Source organism: Dehalococcoidia bacterium (assembly GCA_035310145.1).
GTDB lineage: Bacteria > Chloroflexota > Dehalococcoidia > CAUJGQ01 > CAUJGQ01 > CALFMN01.
This window is the reverse complement of sequence record DATGEL010000094.1, coordinates 1-20691: the sequence shown is the minus strand read 5'-3', so window position 1 is coordinate 20691 and position 20691 is coordinate 1. Positions and strand designations below refer to the sequence as shown.

The following is a 20691-nucleotide window of genomic DNA, read 5'->3' as shown; positions in this document are numbered from 1 at the left end:
CCGCCGTGCCAGCGATGATAGCGCCGCGGACGTGCCGGCGTCAGTCACCCGCGCTGCCCCTACCTCGATGCCGGCCGCGTCCTGTACCGTGGGCGCTGTGATGCCCCGCCGGAGGTCCGATCGTGACCGCTCCTGCTGCTCGTACCGTGATCCGCGCGGGCTGGATCATCGCGCACGACGGCCGCGGCCACCGGTTGCTGCGCGACGGCGTCGTTGTGATCGAGGGCGACACGATCGCGCACGTCGGCACGAGCTTCGAAGGCAGCGCCGATCGCGAGATCGACGCCCGTGACCGGGTGCTCACGCCCGGCCTGATCAGCACGCACGCGCACATCGCCGGCTCGCCGCTCGATCGCTCCTTCATCGAAGACGTGGGCAATCCGCAGTTCTATAACTCCGGCCTCTTCGAGATGCTGCCGGTGCGCGGCGCCGCGCAGGACGCCGAGGGCACGCGCGCCTGCGTCGAGTTCTCGATCGTGGAAATGCTGCGCGGCGGCTGCACCACGGTGGCGGAGATGGGCGGCGCGGGCGAGATCGTGGCGGAGATGGCCGGGCGCTACGGTATGCGCGTGTATATCGCGCAGGGCTACCGTTCGGGCCGCTGGCTGACGCGTGACGGCAGGCAGGTGAGCTGGGAGTGGGACGAAGAGGGCGGGCGGCAGGGTCTGCAGCGTGCCCTCGACTTCATCGACCGGAACGACGGCGCCCACGGTGGCCTGGTGCGCGGTTTTCTCTCGCCGTCGCAGGTCGATACCTGCACGGCGGAGCTGCTGTGCGAGTCGTACCGCATCGCCGAGCAGCGCCGCCTCCCCATGCAGGTGCACACCTCGCAGTCGGTGAACGAGTTCCAGGAGATGCTGCGCCGCCACGGCCGGACGCCGATCGCCTGGCTCAACGCGATCGGCGCGCTCGGCCCGCGCACGATCCTCGGCCACGCGATCATCATCGGCGGCAGCTCCTGGGCGAACTACCCGCCCGGCGACCTGCAGACGATGGCCGAGAGCGGCTGCTCGGTGGCGCACGCGCCCTGGGTCTTCGCCCGGCGCGGCATCGCCATGGAGTCCTTCGCCCGCTACAACGAGGCCGGCATCAACATGTCGCTGGGCACGGATACCAACCCGCAGAACATGATCGAGGCGATGCGCTGGGCCGCGGTGATCTCCAAGATCGTGGACCGGCGCACACTCGTCGCCAGGGCCGCCGACGTGTTCGACGCGGCCACGCTGGGCGGAGCGCGGGCGCTGGGTCGCGACGACCTGGGGCGCATCGCGCCGGGCGCGAAGGCAGACCTGGTGCTCTGGCGGGCGCAAAGCTGGAACATGACGCCGCTGCGAGACCCGGTGAAGAACATCGTCTTCAACGCCGGCACGGAGGACGTGGCTGAGGTCTTCGTCAACGGGCGGCAGGTGGTGCGCGACGGCCGCGTCGAGGGCGCGGACGAGCAGCGCATCCTTGCCGCCTTGCAGGCGGGCGGCGAGCGCATGTGGCCGCGCATGGCCGAGTTCGACTGGGCGGGCCGCGGCGCCGACGCGCTCTCGCCGCAAACGTACGGCGAGGGCACAGGGAACAGGGAAGAGAGGGCGTAGGGCGGAGGGCGGAGAACGTTCTCCCCTCTCCCAGGATTGGGAGAGGGGTCGGGGGTGAGGCGACCGATCATGCGTGCACTGGACGATGTTCGCGTGCTCGACCTTTCCACGTCGATCGCCGGCGACTACTGTACGAAGCTGCTGGCCGACCTCGGCGCGGACGTGATCAAGGTCGAGCCGCCGGGCGGCGATCCGGTGCGGCAGCTTGGTCCTTTCCGCGGCGGCAAGGCGGACGCGGAGACGGGTGGCCTGCACCTCTACCTCAACGCCAATAAGCGCTCGATCGTCGCCGACCTGGAGAAAGACGCCGGCCGTGAGCGCGTGCGCGAGCTGAGCCGCGATGCCGACATGCTGGTCGAGACGTTGGCGCCAGGCCGCCTGCCGGCGCTCGGCCTCGGCTACGAGGCGCTGGCGCGGGCGAATCCCCGGCTGATCGTCGCCTCGCTCACGCCCTTCGGCCAGAGCGGGCCGTGGAAGGACTGGCTGAGCGACGAGATCGTCGAATTCGCCCTCGGCGGCTACATGTACTTCGCCGGCGACGCGCGGAAACCGCCGCTGCTGGTGCCCGGCTTCCAGGGCGGCTTCCAGCTCGGCACACAGGCGGCGGTGCATCTGCTGGCGGCGCTCTTTCACCAGCGCGAGACGGGCGCCGGCCAGCAGATCGATGCCTCGGGCATGGAGGCGTTTCTCTCCGCACACTCCTGGCTGACCACGGCCTGGTCGCACGCGGGCACGGTGCTGCGCCGCACCGCCTCCGACCTGACCCGCTGCAAGGACGGGTGGGTCTTCTATTTCCAGGGTCCGTTCAGCACCAACATCCTGCTGTTGCTCGAGCGGCCCGATCTGCTCGAAGATCCGCGCTTCGCCGACCACGCCTCCTGGATTGCCAACGGCGCGGTCATCAAAGAGCTGTGGGAGGCGTGGTGCACCGACCGCACGAAGGCCGAGATCTACCACGCTGCCCAGGAGCTGCGCATCCCCGTAGCGCCGGTCAACACGGTGGCCGATCTGTTCGTCTCGCCGCAACTCGCGGCGCGCGACTGGTTTGTCGAGGTCGAGCAGCCGCGCGCGGGACGGGTGCGCCAGCCCGGCTTCCCCTACAAGCTCAGCGCCACACCGCCGGCGATCGCGCGGCCGGCGCCGCTGCTCGGCGAGCACGAGGCGGCAGCGGGCAAGGCGCAGTGGGCAGGCGGGGATGCGTCTGAACCGCGCCGGCCGGCAGCGGATCCGGCCGCGGGTGGCTCGGCGCGCCGGCTGGCGCTGGACGGCGTGCGCGTGCTTGAGCTGACGGCCAACTGGGCCGGGCCGCTGGCCGGGCGGCTGCTCGCCGACCTGGGCGCCGAGGTGATCAAGATCGAGCTGGCCTCGAAGCCGGCCACCCGGGCGCTGTTTTACCCCGGCAACGACCCGATGAAGTACCACTACAATCGCGCCGCCTACTTCAACCTGCTCAACCGCAACAAGTACGGCATCTCCCTGAACCTGGCCAAGCCGGCGGGCAAGGAGGTCTTCTGGCAACTGCTGCGCCGCGCCGACCTGGTGATCGAGAACAACAGCGCCCGCGTGATGCACAACCTCGGCCTCGACTACAAGCACCTGCGCGCCGTCAACCCGCGCGTCACGCTGGTTTCGATGTCCGGCTACGGCGGCAGCGGCCCCGAGCGGGACTACGTCGCCTACGGCTCGACCATCGAAGCCACCTCCGGCCTCGCCGCGCTCACCGGCTACGGGCCGGACGAGCCGTTCCGCACCGGCAGCTACTACGCCGACCCGATCACCGGCGCCCACGGCGCGATCGCGGCGCTGGCGGCGCTGCACGCGCGCCGGCAACGCGGCGAGGGCCAGTTCGTGGACATGGCCCTGAACGAGGTCGCCGCCGCCTTCTTCGGCGAGGCGCTGATGGACTACGCGCTCAACGGCACGGTGCGCGAGCCGCGGGGCAATCGCTCGCCCCGCTGCGCGCCGCAAGGCGCCTACGCCTGCACCGGCGCCGACGCCTGGGTGGCGCTCGCCGTGCGCGACGACGGCGAGTTTGAGAAGCTCTGCCGTGCGATCGGCCGCGAGGAGCTGGCCGGCGAGGCGCGCTTCGCCACGCAGGCGGCGCGGCAGGCACAGCACGACGCACTCGACGAGATCCTCTCCGCCTGGGCGAAGACGGTCGATCACAACGAGGCGGCGCGGCTGCTGCAGGCGGCGGGCGTGCCGGCGGCGCCGGTGCTCGCCAACTGGGAGGCGCTCTCCAATCCGCACCTGTTCGCGCGCGGCTTCTACGTGCCGATCGTGCATCCGGAGGCGGGGGTCTTCCCCTTCCCCGGCGCACCGTGCAAGCTGAGTGAAACGCCGGTGACGGTGCGGTTGCCCGCGCCGCGCTTCGCCGAGCACAACGAGTACGTCTACCGCGAGCTGCTGGGGCTGCCCGCCGCCTCGGTCGTGGAGTTGCGCGAGCAGGGCGTGATCGACGACACGCCCGTCACGCCGATGCTCGGCAAGCTTTGAGCCTCGGCAATCGCCGGCTCGCGCGGAGCACGGCCCGGAAGACGCTGCAGGGGACCGCGGACGGCGGATCCCGGCGTCGGGGATAGCAGCGCTTGCCACGAGCAACGGTTCTGACCGCCTTCGCGCGCGGACTCGTCGCGTCGGCGGTGCTGTGCCTGCTGCTGCACGGCGCGGCGCCGCGGCCGGCAACGGCGCAGGGCCTTGCCCCCGGCCTGTCCGAGCAGGATCTGCTGGTGCTGCTGCCCTACCGCCTGGCGAGCGACGAGTTGCCTGCCGGCTTCGAGGTCTACGAGGAGACCGCGACGCCGAACGCCGCCCTCGCCTTCGGCGCTCCGCCCGCTGTCCGCGAGGCGACGCTTGCCGCACTGCAGGGCGCCGGCCGGATCACCGGCCTGCAGCAGACCTTCGTGCCGACGGCGCGCGGTAATGGCACGGTCGCCAGGTTCTTGCTTTCGCTGTATTCGGATGAAAACGCCGCCGCCGCCGCGGTCGGCCAGACGGAGCCGCCGGGCGACAGCCCTGCCGAGGCGCTCGACGCCTCTGCGCTGGGCGATGGGGCGCGCCTGCTGCACCAGGCGGCCTCACCCTCGACACCGGAGCTGTTCGTGGCCGTCTGGGGTGTGGGGCCGCTGCAGATGGCCGTCACCGTCCAGGGCCCCGACGCCGGCGTGGACCTGGTCACGAGCTTCGCGCTCACGGTGCAGCAACACGCCGCGGAGGACGGCGGCATCGCCGGTTCGCTCCCGATCGCGCCGCGCAACGACGGACCGGCGCTGCACGCCGGCGAGGACCTGGAGCAGGCGCAACTGCCGGACGCCGCGGCTCCGGCCGGTTTCGATCGCGGCGGAAGCTACCTCTGGAGCAATGAGCAACTCGTGCTCGACGCGCGCCAGCCCGAGGCGATCGCCCACCTGATCGTCGCCGAGTGGGGAAGGGTGGCGGCGTCCGCGCAGTATTTCACCAGCAGCGACGCCAGCCGCACGCTGCTGACCACGGCGCTTGCCGTTTTTGTCGATCCCTTCGGCGCGCAGCGGGCCGTCGAAGACGTGTCGCTCACCGCGGCCACCCGCCAGGCCGTGCTGCCGCTCAATCCGCCGGTGCAGCTGGGCGAAGAGACGATCGCCTACCGCGCCACCGTGCGCTGGCCGCGGGCCGAGCTGCGCGAAAGCTACACGATCCAGTGGCGGCACGGCGCCGTCGCGCTCAGCATCACGGTGAACGTGCCCGCGGGCAGCCCACAGCCGGCCTATCTCGCCGCCGTGGCCGCCGCGCTCGACGCGGCCTATCTGGACGCCGGCCAGCCCGACGGCGGCGGTGCGCCGATGAGCGGCGGCGCAGCGGCCTACACGACGCCGGCCTCGTGCAGCGCCGCGATCTCGGCGTCGGTGTAGCCGGCCTCGCGCAGGATCTCGCCGGCGTGCTCGCCCAGCTTCGGCGCCAGCCGGCGCAACGCCCACGGTGTCTCCGAGAGCTTGACCGGATTGCCGATCGTGCGCAGCGGCCCGAAGGCGGGGTGGTCGGTCTCGATCACCATCCGCCGCGCCCGCGCCTGCGGGTCGTCCAGCATCTGCGCCACGTCGTTGATCGGCCCGGCGGGGATGCCGGCTTGCTCCAGGGCGCAGAGCAACTGTTCAGAGGGCTTCAGGCGGGTGCGCTCGCTCAGCAGCGCGGCTAGCGCTTGATAAGCGCGCATGCGCTTCGGCTGCGTGTCGAAGCGCGGGTCGGAAGCCAGCGCTTCCACGCCCAGCACCGTGCAGAGCCGCCGGAACAATGTCTGGCTGCCGGCGCCGATCACGATGTAGCCGTCGGCAGTGGGGAAGGCCTGGTAAGGCGCGCTGAGCGGATGCGCGGAACCCATGCGCCCCGGCGCCTCGCCCGTGTCCAGGTACTTCGCCGTCTGCCAAACCGACCAGGCCACGCCCGTCTCAAACAGCGAGCAGTCCATGCGCTGGCCGCGGCCGGTGAGATGCCGCGCCTGCAGGGCGCAGAGCACGCCGTAGGCGCCGAACATGCCCGTGCCCAGGTCGGTGACGGGAAAACCGGCCTTGTTCGGGGCGCCGGTTTCCTCGCCGGTCACGCTCATCAGGCCGCTCATCGCCTGCGCTACGAGATCGAGGCCGCCGCGCTCGTGGTACGGCCCGGTCTGGCCGAAGCCGGAGATCTGCGCGTAGATCAGCCGCGGGTTCAGGGCGCTCAGCGCCTCGTAGCCCAGCCCGATCGAGTCCATGTAGCCGGGGCGGTGGTTCTCCAGCAGGATATCGGCGCCCGCGGCCAGCCGCCGCACGATCTCGCGGCCGCGCTCGTCCTTGAGGTTCACCACCAGGCTGCGCTTGTTGCGGTTGACCATGCTGAAGGCGCGGCTGACCGTCTCGCGCGGCTCGCCCCAGCCGCGCGTCGTGTCGCCGGAGCCGGGCCGCTCGATCTTGATCGTCTCGACGCCCATGTCGGAGAGCAGCATCGAGCAGTACGGCCCCGCGAGGTTCTCCGTCACATCGACCATGCGCAGACCTTCCAGCGGCAGCGGCATAGTCTGTTCCTCCCGGCCGGCGCGGCGGCCCGTCGCGCTGCATGGTACCGCCCGCGCGGGCGTTTCGGCCAACCGGGCGGGTGCGTATACTGGCCGGTGCCCGGCGCCACGCCCGCGCCGGAGAGTCTCCCGCGGCGGAACGTCGTGACGCAGCGCCATTCGGGCATGCCCGCCGGCCTCTCCGAGGACCGGCTGGACCGCATCAAGCGTGTCTTTAAAGACGTGCGCCGCACGCTGGGCGTCTGCTGGGTGGGCGAGCTGTTTGAGCTGCTCGCGGTCTACGATCTTTACCTGCAGGCAGCCTGGCTGCAGCTCAAGCCGTCGGTCGCCTCGGCCTACTTCGAACGCACGGCGCACGAGCTGCAGAGCCGCGCCGGGCGCGCCGTGTACGAGGCGGGCTTCCCCTTCTCCGACCACCGACGGCTGGTCGGCGGCGTCGAAAGCGAAAGCGGCAGCCGTCCGCTGGCCGGCGGCGAGAAGCTGGCGCTGGCCACAACGCTGGATCTGCTGGAACGGATCAACGCCGTCTCGCTGCTGATCGCGACCGCGGCGCGCGATGCGCTGTTGGGCCGCGAGGTGGGCGCCTCACCGCCGCGCACGGGACCGGATGCGGCGCTGCGGCCGGAGCCGGCGCCGATCAGCGTGCGGCTGCGCTGGGCGGAAGGGCTGGCGGCCGACGTCTCCGGCCCGCCCGACGGCGGCTTCGCCAGCCGCGAGTACCTGCTGCTGGCCGCCTGGGGAGACTACTTCGAGACGGTGCGACGCGAGTTGCGGCCGCTGCTGCGCGCCCAGGCCTACGCCCAGGCCGCGGCGCAGCTCGACGTGTACGCGACGGCTGCGGTGCGGGCGCTGCCGTATCCCTTCCGCGCCAGCGGCGAGCTGGCCCGCAGCCTGGGCTACGCGGCCGCGGACGTGAACGACCTGCTGGCGGGCGTGACCGAGGCGCAGAAACGGCTGTGCGAGCTGGCGTTGCAGACGGCCGCGCTGCGCCTGGGCTGGACGGGCGGCAACATGGGCTGAGGCGTGCTACGGCAGCGCCCGCTCCCAGATCGGCTCGCCCATTCCTTCGGCTTCCACGCCGGCGATCTCGGGCACATGTTCGCGCAGCGTGCGCTCGATTCCCAGCTTGAGCGTGAGGGCGCTGAGCGGGCAACCGCCGCAGGAGCCGACGAAGTTGAGCCGCACGGTCATGTCCGCGGTGATTTCGATCAGCTCGACCGTGCCGCCGTCCATCTCGAGGGCGGGGCGGATCACGTCGAGCGCGGCTTCGACCCGGTCGACGAGCAGCGGATTCAGGATCATCGGGGCCGGCCCTCGGCCGCCGTGCGGCCAAACAATTGCTTACATAGCTTAGCGTGTTGGCTGGGCACGGTCAAACTGCCGGCCCGCCCGCTGCCCCTGTTATACTGCGGCTGCTGTGACGCCGCTTAACGTCATTCTCGGCAACCAGGCCTCGGCCATCCTCGTGCTCTCGGTCGTCGGCGTGCTGCTGCTCGCCTGCACCGCCGCCGTGCTCGACTATCTCGGCGGCACCAGCCGCGCGCTGGCGCCGTTCACACTCGTGCGGCCGCGCATGGCCGCCTTCGTCTGGGTGGGGCTGCCGGCGGCGCTGCTGCTCGTCTTTGCGGGCGGTCTGCTGGGCGCGATCAGCTCCGGCAGCGCGGAGACGGGCCGCGGGCTCGACCTGCTGCTCTGGATCGCCAATCTGTCCTTTACGGTCGCGGTGCTGGTCTGCGGCCTCTGTTCGCCGCTGGCGCGGCACTGGGGTCTGGCGCTGGCCGGGTTCGCACTGGGTATGGGCGGGCTGATGGTCTTCCTCGCGCTGATCTCGGCGCTGGGCCTCGGCGACGCCGCCGGACTGATCACCGCCACACCGGACCGCGCCGCTTTCGGCGTGGCGGTCGGCGGCGTGTTTCTCTGCGTCGCGCTGGGCGCCGCCGCCTTGCTGGCGCTCGGCACATACTGCGGGGAGCGTATTTACCTGCTGGCCGCGCACCACCAGCACGCCGGCCAGGCCGGCCACGCCGCCGGCTGAGCCGGCGCAGCCATGCCCATCCGCCGCGGTCCGGAGGAGCCGTGTTCCTGCGCCGGCGCCGTGCCGACCCCGTGGATGCAGTCTTCAAGGATCTGCGCCGCGCTTTTGCCGATCGCATCGCCTGGACTGCCAGTCTGCCCGAGACGCCACCCACCTTCGCTGAGCCGGCACAGCCGCTGCCGCCGGCGCTGCAGGAGCTGCTGCGCGAATGCGGTATCCGCGGCCTCTACCCGCAGCAGGCGCAGGCCTTCGATGCGCTGCACGCCGGCGGCGACGTCGCCATCGCCACGCCGACCGCCAGTGGCAAGACGCTCGCCTTCGCCCTGCCGATCTTCGCCCGCCTGCTGGCCGAGCCGCGGGCCAGAGCGCTGCTGATTGCGCCCACCAATGCGCTCGTCAACGACCAGGCGCGTACGCTCACGGCCTGGGCGCGGGCGTTGCCGCGGGCGCCGGCGGTTGCGGTGCTCACCGGCGCCACATCGGAAGAGGCGCGCCGCGCCCTGCGCGCCGATCCGCCGCGGCTGCTGATCACCAATCCCGAGATGCTGCACCTGAGCCTCTGCGGGCAGCACGTGCTCTGGCGGCGCTTCTGGCCGGGCGTGCAGTTCGTCGTGCTGGACGAGATGCACCTGTATCGCGGCGTCTTCGGCGCGCACCTGGCGATGCTGATGCGGCGGGTGCTGCGTGTCGCGGCGCTGCACGGCGCGCGGCCGCAGATCGCCGGTTGCTCCGCCACGGTCGGTAACCCGGAGCAGCTCGGCGAACGGCTGACGGGCCGCCGCTTGCCGGTGATTCGTGCGGACGGCGCCGGGCGCGGGCCGCGCACGCTGCTGGCGCTGCAGCCGTCGCTGGCTGTCACCGGCGATCGTGGCCAGGCGACGGCGGTCGAGCTGTTCTGCGGCCTGATCGAGCGTGAGATCGGCACGATCCTGTTCGCGCAGACGCGGCGCGGCGTGGAGACGATGTGGCTGCAGGCGCGGGAACGGCTGGGTGCGGAGCTTGGTGGGCGCGTGGCGCCGTACCGCGGCGGCCTGGCGCCGCGCGAGCGGGAACGGATCGAGCGGGACTTGAAGCAGGGAAGGCTGCGCGGCGTGATCGCCACCAACGCGCTCGAACTGGGCATCGACATCGGCGGGCTGGACGCGGCAGTGATCGCGGGCTTTCCCGGATCGCGCGCCTCGTTCTGGCAGCAGGCCGGCCGTGCCGGGCGCGGGCGGCGGCCGTCGCTTGTCGTCTTCGTGCCGTTTCCGCGCGCCCTCGATGCCTACTACGCGGCGCACGATCGGGCGCTGCTTTCATCCGTGCTGGAAGACGTGGCCGTCGACCGGGAGAACGAGGCGATCATCGCGCAGCACCTCGGCTGTGCCGCCGCGGAAGCGCCGCTGGATCCCGAGACGTTGTCCGCTCTGGCGCCGGCCGGCGACGCCGTACCGCGTGCGGCGGCGGCCAGCGGCCTGCTCACGCGCGACGGCGGGCAGTGGCGGGCCGGACCCGGTGCCTCGCACGCCGCGGTCAGCCTGCGCGGCTCCGGCGCCGAGACCTGGACGGTGCAGGCGCCGGAGGGCGAGATCGGCACGCTGGACGACAGCCAGCGCACGCTCGAGGCGCACCTGGGCGCCGTCTACCTGCACGGCGGGCGCCCCTACCGGGTTCAAGCCGTCGATCACGTCTCGCACCGGATCAGCGTCGCCGCCGAGCCCGAGGATGCCGTCAGCGAGCCGCTGGTCGTCACGGTGGCGGCGCCGCTCGCGCGGTCTGGGGCCCGGCGTTCAGGCAATGGCGTGCCTGCCGGAGATCGCCCGAGCGAGGCGGTGGCCGGCGTCGCCACAGCCGCCCGGTTCAGCTCTGACGCGGGCCGCCTGCTGGTGACGTGGACGACGATCGGCTACCGCGAGGGCAAGCGCCTGGCGCGTGTGCGGCGTACGGTGACGCTCGACCCGCCGGAGCGCCGCGAGATGGAGACGGCCGGCCTCTGGTTCGTGTTTCCCGACGAGCTGCGGCGCCGGCTCGACGAAGGCGGCCGGCGGCGGTTCGCGCCCGCCTTGCACGCGCTGGAACATCTCCTGCCGGCGGCGGCGGCGCTGCGCGTGCTCTGCGACCCGCGCGACGTGGTGGCGAGTTACGAGGAGCGGCACGAGCTGCTGGGCGGCGCGGCGCTCTTCCTCTACGACGCGATCGCCGGCGGCTGCGGGATCGCCGAGCGCCTGTCCGCCGATCCGGGCGCTCTGCTCGCGCTTTGCCGCGAGATCGTCGCGGGCTGCCGCTGCCGCGAGGGCTGCCCGGCCTGCGTGCTCTCGGCCGCCTGCTGGCGCCCCGCCGACCCGCCGGAGAAGGCGGCGGCGCTGGCCCTGCTGACGGCGCTCGGCCCTCTATCCCCCGTCCCCTTTCCCCCAGGATTGGGGGAAAGGGGCGATCCGGTGTAGAGCGATCCAGACGGGCGTCGGGTTACCCGCCGCGCCGCGTGTCGCGTCCGCCGGCGCGAACAGCGCACGCCGTGCGCCCCCAGCAACCGGCTAACCCGACCCCACGCTGAAACTTCCTCCCCAGGATCGCCCCTCTCCCTCTCTCCAGCATTGGGAGAGGGAGAGTGGGTAGGGGGTGAGGGAGAGGGCCAACCCGCCGCCCGCTCTACCGCTGCGGCGCCAGCGTCAGCGCCTCGCGCAGGCCGGCCACGCGGCGCAGGGCACCGACCAGGTAGGCCTCGAACTTCTCGTCGGCCAGGCGGCCGGTGGCGTCGTCGAAGGCCGTCTTCACGTTGCGCACCGGCACGAAGGGGCCGACCAGCGCCGCGCCGAGCACGCCGAGGATGTCGCGCAAATGGCTGAGCACGATCGACCCGCCCAGCGCCGACGAAACGGAGACAAGCCCCACCGGCTTGCCGCTGAACTGCGCCGCGCCCAGGTAGTCGAGCATGTTCTTCAGCGTGCCCGGCACGCCGGCGTGCCACTCCGGGCAGACGAAGACGAAGCCGCTTGCATCGAGGCAACGCTGCGCCAGCTCATCGGAGGCTGCCGTCGTGGTGACGCCGTCATAGGGCGGCAGCAGGTAGTCGCGCGGGTCGATCAGCTCGACGCCGGAGGTGATCTCGGCGAGACGCTCGCGCACGTATTCGGCCACCTGGAAGGAGCGGCGCTCCACGCGGATGCTGCCCGCGATCACCAGCAGCGGTCCCATGCCAGCCTCCGTGGGCAATACCCGCCCATTGGATGTTGTACGCCGGTCAGATCGTCGCGCCTTTGAGGCCGACGAGTCCACGGGCGTACTCTATTTCGCCCAGGTGCCGGTAGCCGTGGGTGAGGCACATACCGCCGAGCGCCTGCATCAGCGACATCTCCCCCACCGGCTTGATCGTGACGCGCTGGTCGGCCGCGGCCGGGTCCAGGCCGGCGAGATAGTCATCCGTCGCCGCCCAGACCTGCGTCATATAGGCGCGGAAGTCGGGCAGCGAGCGCAGGCGGAAGGCGGAGGCGTCCTCGTCCGACATGCCGGTGCCCTGCGCCCGCGAGTCGAGGCCGAGGCGCACGTCCCAGCCACTCTCCATCCACACGGTTGGGCGGTGCTGGATCACGAAGCGGATGATGTTGTCTTCCGTGCGCACGTAGTGCCAGAGACAGAAGGCGATCGGCTGCACGCCGGGCCGCGCGACGTAGTGCAGTTGCTCGTCGCTCAGGTCTTCGGTCACGCGGTCGAGCAGCGTGTGCAGGCCGCGCATCTGGCCGCGGATGAACTCGATCGTGTCCATCGCTCTCACTTCGCCCGGCAGCGCCGGGGCTTCAGCATATGGCGTCGCGCTCGACTAGTAGATCGGCTGGGTGCTGTTCTGACCCGTATTTCATACTAACCCGTCGGGTCAGTACGCCGCGGCGCAACCCTACCACCTTCGGCGCCGCAAGACCGCACGGAGGGTGAGCGGGGCAGCGCATCGAACGTATGTGACGATCGATACGGATCCACTGTCAACATACTCACAACCAGAGTGTGGACCAGTATGCGGAGCCGGCTCGTTACTATCATCAGAGTTATGGTCGTGGGCTGAGACAACGGCCCCTGCGGCAGAGGAAGCGAACACCATGCGGGGCAGCGAGCGACAACGGCGAATCACGCGGCCGGCGCTGCCGGCGGCGCTGCTCTGCCTCGCGCTCGCCGTCTTCGCCCTGGCGCCCCACGTGCAAGCCGCCACGAACGCCGGCACGATCGTCTTCACCCGCGGCGACGGCATCTACACCCTGCCAGGCGGCGGCGGCACGCCGAGCCGCATCTGGACGGCGCCGGCCGGGCGCAGCGCCGCCGAGCCGCGCTGGTCGCCCGACGGCAAGCAGATCACCTTCATCGGCCCGGACGGCAACGCCTGGGTGATGAACGCCGACGGCACGAACGCCCACGCGATCACGACACAGGCCGTAGCGCCCAGCGGTTGCGGCGAGGACGGCTGCACCGCGCCGGGCGTGGTGGCCGACACGCCGCGCTGGTCGCCGGACGGCTCCCAGGTCTCCTACCGTCTGGTCACGAACCTCAGCGCCGCCGCGATCTGGGCGGCGGCCGCCGATGGCAGCACCGCGCCGCGTCAACTTGGCTCGGCGGGCAACCTCTGCCTGTTCAACGAGGGCTGGTCGCCGGCGGGCACGGCGCTGTTCAGCCGCTGCGCCGGCAGCGCGGGGGCGAGCAATGCGACATACGCCGCGGCCACGGGCGGCGGCGCGGCGCAGCCCTTCGTGGCCGGCTCGCAGCTTGCCTTCTCCGCCGATGGCTCGCACGTCGCCTTCTCCAGCCAGGCGTTGCAGAGCGGCTCGATCAGCGTCGTCCTGTACATCGCCGGTGCCGACGGCAGCGCCGCTCAGCTCGTCGCCGCCGACGGGCAAAACCCGCTGTGGTCGGCCGGCGGCCTGCTCGCCTACCGCGTGGGCGGAAGCGACGGCTGGTCGATCCACGTCTACGACCCGGCGACGGGCAAAGACAGCGACCTCGGCAGCGGCGTCGTGGAAGCGTGGTCTCCCGACGGCTCCCAGTTGCTCTACAGCGACACGGGCGACAGCGGCGGCACGCTCTGGCGCATGCAGGCCGACGGCAGCGGCCGCCAGCAGATGGCGGCGGGCAGCGCGGCCGACTGGTCGCACACGGGCTGAGCCGGCGCATCAGGCGGCGGCGCGGCGGCCCTGCCAGCCCGCGATCGCCAGGCCGGCGGCGACACTGGTGAAGGCGTGCTGCTCCGCCAGCCGCGCGTTGGGAAAGCGCCCGCGCAGGCCGCGCTGAAACAGGGGAATGCGCGAGGAGCCGCCCGTCGTCACCAGCGCGCCCACGGCCTCCGGCGCGACGCCTGCTTCGCGTACGACGGCGTCGACCAGCGCCAGCGCGGCGTCGTACTGGGCGCGGATGATGCCTTCGAACCCCTCGCGCGTCAGCACGTCGCGCACGTCGATGCCTTCGCGCTCCAGGGCGATCGGCGCGTGGCCGGCCTCGGAGAGCCGCTGCTTCGCCTCTTCGACCGCGCGGTAGAGCGCCGCGCCGTAGCCGCGCGTCACCAGCGTATGCAGGTTCGCCAGCTCGCGCGGCTGCGAGGAGGAGCGCTGGATCTCCTCGATCTGCGCCAGCGGCTGGGGGCGGTTGAGCAGGTAGAGCGTCTGCCAGTCGAGCAGGCGGGCGAGGATGTGGCGCGGCACTGGCAGCCGGCGCGGGCCGTATGTCGCGCTCTCGCCGAACTGGCGCAGCAGCCGCGCTTCGACGATGCGGCGGTCCAGCAGATCGCCGCCGATCGGCGTGCCGCCGGTGGCCAGCACCTCCGCCCGTTCGCCGGCCCCACGCAGCACCGTCACGTCCAGCGTGCCGCCGCCGAAGTCGAAGACGAGGAAGGGACGCCCGTCGGCCGGCGCCGCGCCCTGCTGCGCGAAGCCGATGCCGGCGGCGACCGGCTCTTCCAGGAAATCCAGGTGCGGTACGCCGAGCCGCGCCACGGCCGCACGCAGCCGCTCGCGGGCGAGCGCGTCGTCGGCGGCCTTCGCGGAGAAGTGCACGGGCCGGCCGACGGTCAGCCGCTCGATCGGGCGCCCGAGGAAGCGCTCGGCCCGCTGCACGATCTCGCCGGCCAGCAGCACGACCAGGTCTTCTGCGGTGAGATCGACGCCGTAGACCGAGGTCCTGGCGAAGACGCGGTCGGGCAGCAGCGACTTAATCGACTGGAAGAGGCGCCCCGGCTCGTTCACGTCGATCAGCGCGTTCGCCTCGATCGTAATCGTGCCTACTCCGGAGAAGGTCATCGTCACATCGCCGACGTAGTGTCGCTCCAGCTTCACCGCGCGGCCGACGTTGTCGCGCTGGTGCCGGTCGAACGCTTCCTGGCCGACGAAGCGCTCACCCTGCTTCGTGAGGTAGAGCAGCGAGCGCATCACGGACGGATCGCGTCCGGCGGCGTCGAGCGGCGCCAGGGTCACGCGCTGCCCGTCGTAGACGGCGACGGAGGAGTTTGAGGTGCCGAAGTCGAGGCCGACGCTGAGCGTCATCGCATTCCCTCTCTGCCCGCCCGCGTCGCGGGCAACAAAAAACCCGCCTCGCTCAACGCGAGACGGGCGCTCTACATAGTTCCCGCCCCTCCTCACGGGAGAGGCGTGGCAGCGATCTCGGCGGGCCTAGCCACACGGCGCAAACCTGCTTCGGGCCGCCGAATGCGTGCATCCGGCCCGGCCAACAATCCGTATGCTAGAGGAGCGGCGCCGGGCGCGTCAAGGCCTATCCCTGCCTCGCTTGGGCTCGGACAACCCTTTCCTGCGAGGAAGGGGTTGTCCGAGAGCGACCGTTTGTCCTCATCCAACCCTTCCGCCTGAGCCATGATGAGACATGAGGGGAAGGGAGACGGGCGTTCTTCCGATCGCGGCGGAGCGGCGAGGTTGAATCAACGCGGGGTTAGGCGCGGGGAGGGGCAGGTGACGGTGGAGCAGCGCCTGGTCACGGCACGGCCGCGGGGCCGGCGCCGCCTGCTCAGCGCCGCGCGCGTGATCCATCCCTTTCCCGTGTTCGCCAACGTCGTCGCCGTGGCGCTGTTCGCGCTCGTCGCGGCGCGCGGGGCGCCGGACGGCGGGCGGCTCTTGCGGATGCTGGTCGTGATGTTCTGCCTGCAGAGCGCGATCGGCGCCGCCAACGACGCCGCCGATGTCGAACTCGACCGCCTCGCCAAGCCGTGGAAGCCGATCGTGGCCGGCGCGCTCAGCCGGCGCGCGGCCTGGCTCGTGGCCGCGGGTGCGGCGGCAGCCGGCGGCGCCCTGGCGCTGACGCTGGGCGTGGGCGGCTGGGCGCTGGCGATGGCCGGCCTCGCCTGCGGCCTGGCCTACGATCTCGGGCTCAAGCGCACGCCGTGGAGCATCGTCACCTACATCGTGGCGCTGCCGCTGCTGCCGCTCTGGGTCTGGACCGCGCTCGGCCGCTTCTCGGCGGCGCTGCTGTGGGCGTATCCGCTGGGCGCCCTGCTCGGCGTCTCGCTCTATCTCGGCAACACCGCGCCCGACATCGAGAGCGACGCACGGGCCGGCGTGCGTGGCCTGGCGCACCGGCTGGGCGAGCGCGGCGCGGTGCTCGGCTCACGGCTGGCGCTGGCGCTGGCTGTGGCCGCCGGGCTGGTGCTGGCGCCGCTCGCCGGCTACCGCACGGGGGTGGTGGCCGCCGGCGCAGGGGCGGCGCTGCTGGCGCTGGCCGCGGCGATCGGCGTGTCGCGGCGGGGTGGCGAGGCGGGCCTCGGGCGGGCCTGGGGCCTGCTGATCGCGGGCAGCCTGGCCTTCGGCATCGGCTGGCTGGCGGCGGCGCCGTAACAGCATTCGCGTTTCTGTGTAAGAGAATTGATCTTCTACAATGGGGCGATGGGGGGCGCGTGAGCAGCGGCGACGCGCGCGGCCTGAGGACGCGATGAACCGACAGCAGCAGCGCCAGAACGAACGCGATCAGAAGCGGCTGGAGCAGCGCCAGCGCGCCCGCAAGCAGGGCGGACGCTCCGCGCCGCCGTCGCTGAGCAAGCGACCCGCGGCGGCAAGCGCCCGTGGGGCCGCGGCGCTGCCGCCGGACGCGCAGCGCCGCCGGCTGCCCTCGTGGCTGCCGTGGGCCATTGCCGGCGTGATCGTCCTCGCGATCGTTGCGCTGTTCTTCCTGCTGGACCCGCTGGGTCTGCGGGCGCCGCTGCCGGGCACCAGGGTGGCGTCGCAGGGCAACGCGCACGTGAATCCAGGCGACTTCCACGTCGCCTACAGCACCGACCCACCGACCTCCGGCCCGCACTTCCCCACCGTGCCGCAGCCGCAGATCTACAAGGATCCGCTGGCCACGGAGTTCCTGCCGCACTTCATGGAGCACGCCGGCGTCGAAGTTCTCTACAACAAGGACGCGCCGGCCGACGTGGTGGCGAAGCTGAAGGAGATCTACCGGCAGGAAGTGGACAAGACGAACGTCGGCGTGGGACCGCACCTGCTGCTGGCGCCGCGGCCCGAGATGCCCTGCGAGGTGACGGTTACGTCGTGGCAGCGGATCACGGCCTGGGGCAGCACCTGCAACCAGCCCGGCGCCGTGGGCCACGACTTCAGCCTCAAGGGTTCGGCGGACATCGACAAGCTGAAGACGTTCATCGAGCGCAACTACTGCCAGTACGACCCGGAGAACACCTGCGGCAACGGCGCCAAGGGCGGTCCGATCAATAACGCGCCGGTGACGCCGCAGCCCGGTCAGGCGACGGTGCAGGCCGTGCTCGGTACGGCGACGCCGGCGCCGGGCGCCACGCCGGCGGCCACGCAACCCGTCGGTCCGCTGGCGCCGGCCACGCCCGCCGCCGGTTCGACGCAGCCGCCGGGGCCGCTCGCCCCCGCCACGCCGGCCCCCTGACGTCCCACGCCCGAGCACGGGCGTCAGGAGGAAGTCGGCATGGCGCAGCGGCCGGTGCTTCTGGTGCGGGCGCGGATCGATCCGGCGGCCCTGCCGGAGTTTCGCGGCTGGTATCACCGCGTGCACCTGCCGCACGTGCTGGCCATTCCCGGCGTGGTCGGTTACCGTGGCCTGGCCTACGGGCCCGGCGCGCCGGCGGGCGCGCCGAACGTCGTTTCGATCTACCTGTTCGCGGACGAGAGCGTGGTGCAGAAGGCGCTGGGCAGCTCCGAAGCGCAGCGGGCGCGGCAGGACTGGGCGGAGTGGTCGGGCAAGGTGCGCGACCTCTCGATCCAGATCTACGCCGCCGTGAACGCCCGCGCGACGCTGCGGCACCTCAACTGACCGGAGCGCCGCGGGCGGCGCTGTCGAGGCGATCTCGACGGGCAAGCAGCGGTAGGCGAGGAGGAACTGCGCCGTGACCACCACTCAGGCAACCATGCAAGAGCTGAAGGGCCGCGCCTGCGCCCGCATCGACGCCCAGCGCGAGGCGATCGTGGAGCTGGTACAGCAGATCTACCGCGAGCCGGAGATCGGCTTCCACGAGCAGCAGACGGCGGCGCTGGTGCAGCAGACCTTCGACCGGCTCGGCGTGCCCTATCGCAAGGGGCTCGCGCTCACGGGCGTGAAGGGCGAGCTGCGCGGCGGCGCCGGCGCCGGCCCGGCCGTGGCGATCATGGGCGAGCTGGACGCGCTGATCGTGCCCGACCACTTCGACGCGCATCCGCAGCGGCAAACGGCGCACGCCTGCGGCCACAACGGCCAGATCGGCTCGATGATCGGCGCGGTGATCGGCCTGCAGGCGGAGGGTGTGCGCGAATCGCTCAGCGGCCGTGTTGTGCCGATGGCCGTGCCGGCCGAGGAGTGCATCGACATCGAGGGCCGGTTGGAGCTGAAGCGCGCCGGCCAGATCGAGTTCATCCTCGGCAAGCCGGAGCTGATCCGGCTGGGCGAGTTCGACGACGTGGACCTGGCGATGATCGTGCATACGTCCAGCGTCGCCGAGGACGGCCGCTTCGCCGTCTCGCGCAGCAACAACGGCGCGATCATCAAGCACGTGCGCTACACGGGCCGCGCGGCGCACGCGGGCGGGGCGCCGCAGCGGGGCATCAACGCCCTGGCCGCGGCCACGCTGGCCCTGGCCGGTATCGACGCGCAGCGTCCCACGTTTCGTGATGAGGACACGGTGCGCGTGCACCCGATCATCACCGCCGGCGGGCGCTCGGCCAGCATCGTACCGGCCGATGTGCGCATCGAGACCTTCGTGCGGGCAAAGACGCTGGAGGCGATCGCAGACGCGAACACGAAAGTGGACCGCGCCCTGCGCGCCGGCGCCCTGGCGCTGGGCGCGAAAGTGCAGATCACGACGATCCCCGGCTATATGCCGCTCACGCACGATGAGCACCTGGTGGAGCTGATCAGCGCCAACGCAGCCCAGCTCGTGGGCAAGGAGCAGGTGGGCCGCACCGGCCACCGCACCGGCTCGACCGACGTGGGCGACATGAGCCTGATCATGCCGGTGGTGCATCCGCACGCCCTCGGCGCGGTGGGCACGGGCCACGGTGCGGACTACCACATCGTCGATTTCGACAACGCTGTGATCAACGCGGCCAAGGCGATGGCGATGACGACGATCGACCTGCTGGCGGACGGCGGCGCGCAGGCGAAGCGTGTGAGCGGCGCCTTTCAGCCGCGCTTCAGCAAAGATGCCTATCTCACCTTCGTGCGCGGCCTCGCCTACGAGCGCGAGTTCGCCGAGAGTTAGGCGACAGGTGACAACCCTCGCTATCCCTCATCTGTCACCGGTCACCTGTCACCTAGACAGAGATATCGATCGTGCCGCTGAAACAGTTGCCGGAGTCGTCGCAGAAAACGACGGTCCAGGTGCCCGCATAGGCGCCGGCGAAGTCGGTGGCGGGGGTGACGGTCACACTCCAATTGCCGCCGTCGTCGGCCACGATCACGGTTGGCGTGGTGGTGCCGGCTACATAGAAGGTGTACTGCTGGCCGGTGGGATCCTGATAGAGCTCAGCCAGCACCGCGCCCGGCGCGAAGCCGGCGCCGGTGAAGGTGAAGACGTCGTTCTGGTTGCCGCTGGCCGGGTCGACCGTGACAGTGGGGCCGGTCTGCGCGTGCACGCGGGCCGCGCTGCTGCGCATGCCCCCGAACGCCAGCAGGGCGACGATCGCGAACAGCACGCCCGCACGCCGGGCGAGGCCTGCAGGGCTGCCCCCAGGGACGGTGGGAACGGCGAGGCTCATATCGATCGCTCCTTCTTCATTCGCGCCCGGGAGAATCTGCCGCGCTGCGGGCCGGGACGCGCGGCAAGTATCGCATGGCGCGTCTGCGAAGCCGGCGGTGTTATGGCCAAAAGCCCGCGAAATTTCGCAAGCTTGCGCGGGGTCGGAGCGGCGGCGTGGCAGTCTTCGCCGCGCCGCCGTCCGGCGTCTTCAAGCGGCGTTCGCAGACGCTCTGCGCCTGGCTGCCGCCGGTGCTATACTCGCTCAGCCCGCTTGAGACCCGGCTGCACAACCGGCTCGCGTTCCGGAACCCGGGTGCCGAGCCGCACCCGATCGCCGGATGTGAAACGATCCAGACGCATGCCCGTGAGGTGAGCGATGCCGCTGTTCTGTGCCCTGGGCAAAACCACCCCGGTTGGTGCGGCCGACCTGCGCGGCACGGCGGAGCGCTACGGCGAAAACCAGCGCGCGATGGATGCCGTAGGCGCGAAGATCGTGGCCGGCTACGCCTGCCTCGGAGCGTACGACTTCCTGTTCATCATCGACGCGCCCGACAACGAGACGGCGATGCGCCTCTCAGCGCTGACGGCCTCGCGCGGCACCTCGCAGTACGAAACGATGCCGATCATCCCGATCGAGCGCTTCTTCGAGATGGTCGCGGACATCGGCGGCCCGCCCGACACACGCTGAGACATGGTTTCAAAATCGGCTCGGGTTCCCGCTTGCAGGTGTGCGATCGCACCTGAACGCCGGTTTTGAAACTAACTGTAAGGGCGCCGCGCCGGCCGGGCACAGCGTGCCCGGCCCTGGACTTTGGCACATCGACCGTGCTCGCCGCGTGGTCCAGGCGAGCGGGAGCCGGGAGTGCAGGTCCGGATCAGGCTCAGGCGCGCAGGACACCGCTCGCGGCGTTGAGCA

18 protein-coding genes are annotated in these 20691 nt (G+C 71.6%); 12 read left to right on the top strand and 6 right to left on the bottom strand.

Features of this window, described 5'->3' with window-relative positions:
* Positions 1–122: 122 nt before the first annotated feature.
* From VKV26_17630 to VKV26_17620, 3 genes are all read left to right on the top strand, one after another.
* Positions 123–1586, top strand: a complete 1464-nt coding sequence (locus VKV26_17630; GenBank protein ID HLZ71727.1) for a chlorohydrolase family protein — start codon at positions 123–125, stop codon at positions 1584–1586.
* Positions 1587–1655: 69 nt separating this feature from the next.
* On the top strand, positions 1656–4082 hold the full coding sequence (locus VKV26_17625) for a CoA transferase (protein HLZ71726.1): 2427 nt from the start codon (positions 1656–1658) through the stop codon (positions 4080–4082).
* A 92-nt stretch (positions 4083–4174) separates the two neighbouring features.
* The gene (locus VKV26_17620; GenBank protein HLZ71725.1) at positions 4175–5473 is read left to right on the top strand and encodes a hypothetical protein; all 1299 of its coding nucleotides are present in this window, start codon (positions 4175–4177) and stop codon (positions 5471–5473) included.
* On the opposite strand, the gene VKV26_17615 is transcribed toward VKV26_17620, so the two are convergent.
* Positions 5425–6609 carry a CoA transferase gene (locus VKV26_17615; protein HLZ71724.1) on the bottom strand — a complete coding sequence of 395 codons (1185 nt, stop codon included), beginning with the start codon at positions 6607–6609 and terminating at the stop codon, positions 5425–5427. The genes VKV26_17620 and VKV26_17615 overlap by 49 nt on opposite strands.
* Positions 6610–6753: 144 nt before the next feature.
* Between VKV26_17615 and VKV26_17610 the strand changes: the two genes are divergently transcribed.
* Positions 6754–7629 carry a hypothetical protein gene (locus tag VKV26_17610; GenBank protein ID HLZ71723.1) on the top strand — a complete coding sequence of 292 codons (876 nt, stop codon included), beginning with the start codon at positions 6754–6756 and terminating at the stop codon, positions 7627–7629.
* A 6-nt stretch (positions 7630–7635) separates the two neighbouring features.
* Here the strand turns inward: VKV26_17610 and VKV26_17605 are convergent, their stop codons facing one another.
* On the bottom strand, positions 7636–7911 hold the full coding sequence (locus VKV26_17605; GenBank protein HLZ71722.1) for a NifU family protein: 276 nt from the start codon (positions 7909–7911) through the stop codon (positions 7636–7638).
* Positions 7912–8026: 115 nt separating this feature from the next.
* On the opposite strand from VKV26_17605, the gene VKV26_17600 reads away from it, so the two are divergent.
* Positions 8027–8644, top strand: a complete 618-nt coding sequence (locus VKV26_17600; GenBank protein HLZ71721.1) for a hypothetical protein — start codon at positions 8027–8029, stop codon at positions 8642–8644.
* A gap of 41 nt (positions 8645–8685) precedes the next feature.
* Positions 8686–11067, top strand: a complete 2382-nt coding sequence (locus tag VKV26_17595) for a DEAD/DEAH box helicase (GenBank protein ID HLZ71720.1) — start codon at positions 8686–8688, stop codon at positions 11065–11067.
* A 205-nt stretch (positions 11068–11272) separates the two neighbouring features.
* Here VKV26_17595 and VKV26_17590 read toward each other — a convergent pair whose 3' ends face one another.
* Together VKV26_17590 and VKV26_17585 are read right to left on the bottom strand one after the other, a co-directional pair.
* The gene (locus VKV26_17590) at positions 11273–11818 is read right to left on the bottom strand and encodes an NAD(P)H-dependent oxidoreductase (GenBank protein ID HLZ71719.1); all 546 of its coding nucleotides are present in this window, start codon (positions 11816–11818) and stop codon (positions 11273–11275) included.
* Between the two features lie 46 nt (positions 11819–11864).
* Entirely contained in the window at positions 11865–12386 is a 522-nt protein-coding gene (locus VKV26_17585) for a DinB family protein (GenBank protein ID HLZ71718.1), read from the bottom strand.
* Between the two features lie 328 nt (positions 12387–12714).
* Between VKV26_17585 and VKV26_17580 the strand changes: the two genes are divergently transcribed.
* Positions 12715–13767, top strand: coding sequence for a hypothetical protein (locus tag VKV26_17580; GenBank protein HLZ71717.1), 1053 nt, complete (start codon positions 12715–12717; stop codon positions 13765–13767).
* A 9-nt stretch (positions 13768–13776) separates the two neighbouring features.
* Here VKV26_17580 and VKV26_17575 read toward each other — a convergent pair whose 3' ends face one another.
* A complete protein-coding gene (locus VKV26_17575; GenBank protein ID HLZ71716.1) occupies positions 13777–15138 on the bottom strand; it encodes an Hsp70 family protein in 1362 nt (453 codons plus the stop codon).
* 420 nt (positions 15139–15558) lie between these two features.
* On the opposite strand from VKV26_17575, the gene VKV26_17570 reads away from it, so the two are divergent.
* The 4 genes from VKV26_17570 (at position 15559) to VKV26_17555 (ending at position 19298) form a co-directional block, all read left to right on the top strand.
* Complete coding sequence (locus VKV26_17570; GenBank protein HLZ71715.1) at positions 15559–16437, top strand: UbiA family prenyltransferase; 879 nt, start codon at positions 15559–15561, stop codon at positions 16435–16437.
* A 94-nt stretch (positions 16438–16531) separates the two neighbouring features.
* Positions 16532–17494 (top strand): DUF3105 domain-containing protein, encoded by a 963-nt coding sequence (locus tag VKV26_17565; protein HLZ71714.1) that lies wholly within the window; start codon positions 16532–16534, stop codon positions 17492–17494.
* 39 nt (positions 17495–17533) lie between these two features.
* Entirely contained in the window at positions 17534–17878 is a 345-nt protein-coding gene (locus VKV26_17560; GenBank protein HLZ71713.1) for a hypothetical protein, read from the top strand.
* A 73-nt stretch (positions 17879–17951) separates the two neighbouring features.
* Entirely contained in the window at positions 17952–19298 is a 1347-nt protein-coding gene (locus VKV26_17555; GenBank protein ID HLZ71712.1) for an amidohydrolase, read from the top strand.
* A 52-nt stretch (positions 19299–19350) separates the two neighbouring features.
* On the opposite strand, the gene VKV26_17550 is transcribed toward VKV26_17555, so the two are convergent.
* Positions 19351–19794: a hypothetical protein gene (locus VKV26_17550; protein HLZ71711.1), complete on the bottom strand. Its 444-nt coding sequence runs from the start codon at positions 19792–19794 to the stop codon at positions 19351–19353.
* A gap of 357 nt (positions 19795–20151) precedes the next feature.
* Here VKV26_17550 and VKV26_17545 point away from each other — a divergent pair, with 357 nt between their 5' ends.
* Complete coding sequence (locus tag VKV26_17545) at positions 20152–20463, top strand: GYD domain-containing protein (protein ID HLZ71710.1); 312 nt, start codon at positions 20152–20154, stop codon at positions 20461–20463.
* Positions 20464–20691: the final 228 nt, after the last annotated feature.

Excerpts from the sequence above, each read along its gene's own strand:
- VKV26_17625 (HLZ71726.1), top strand. The coding sequence starts at position 1,656 with ATGCGTGCACTGGACGATGTTCGCGTGCTCGACCTTTCCACGTCGATC.
- VKV26_17615 (HLZ71724.1), bottom strand. The coding sequence starts at position 6,609 with ATGCCGCTGCCGCTGGAAGGTCTGCGCATGGTCGATGTGACGGAGAAC.
- VKV26_17605 (HLZ71722.1), bottom strand. The coding sequence starts at position 7,911 with ATGATCCTGAATCCGCTGCTCGTCGACCGGGTCGAAGCCGCGCTCGAC.
- VKV26_17590 (HLZ71719.1), bottom strand. The coding sequence starts at position 11,818 with ATGGGACCGCTGCTGGTGATCGCGGGCAGCATCCGCGTGGAGCGCCGC.
- VKV26_17585 (HLZ71718.1), bottom strand. The coding sequence starts at position 12,386 with ATGGACACGATCGAGTTCATCCGCGGCCAGATGCGCGGCCTGCACACG.
- VKV26_17580 (HLZ71717.1), top strand. The coding sequence starts at position 12,715 with ATGCGGGGCAGCGAGCGACAACGGCGAATCACGCGGCCGGCGCTGCCG.
- VKV26_17575 (HLZ71716.1), bottom strand. The coding sequence starts at position 15,138 with ATGACGCTCAGCGTCGGCCTCGACTTCGGCACCTCAAACTCCTCCGTC.
- VKV26_17565 (HLZ71714.1), top strand. The coding sequence starts at position 16,532 with ATGAACCGACAGCAGCAGCGCCAGAACGAACGCGATCAGAAGCGGCTG.
- VKV26_17560 (HLZ71713.1), top strand. The coding sequence starts at position 17,534 with ATGGCGCAGCGGCCGGTGCTTCTGGTGCGGGCGCGGATCGATCCGGCG.
- VKV26_17550 (HLZ71711.1), bottom strand. The coding sequence starts at position 19,794 with ATGAGCCTCGCCGTTCCCACCGTCCCTGGGGGCAGCCCTGCAGGCCTC.
- VKV26_17545 (HLZ71710.1), top strand. The coding sequence starts at position 20,152 with ATGCCGCTGTTCTGTGCCCTGGGCAAAACCACCCCGGTTGGTGCGGCC.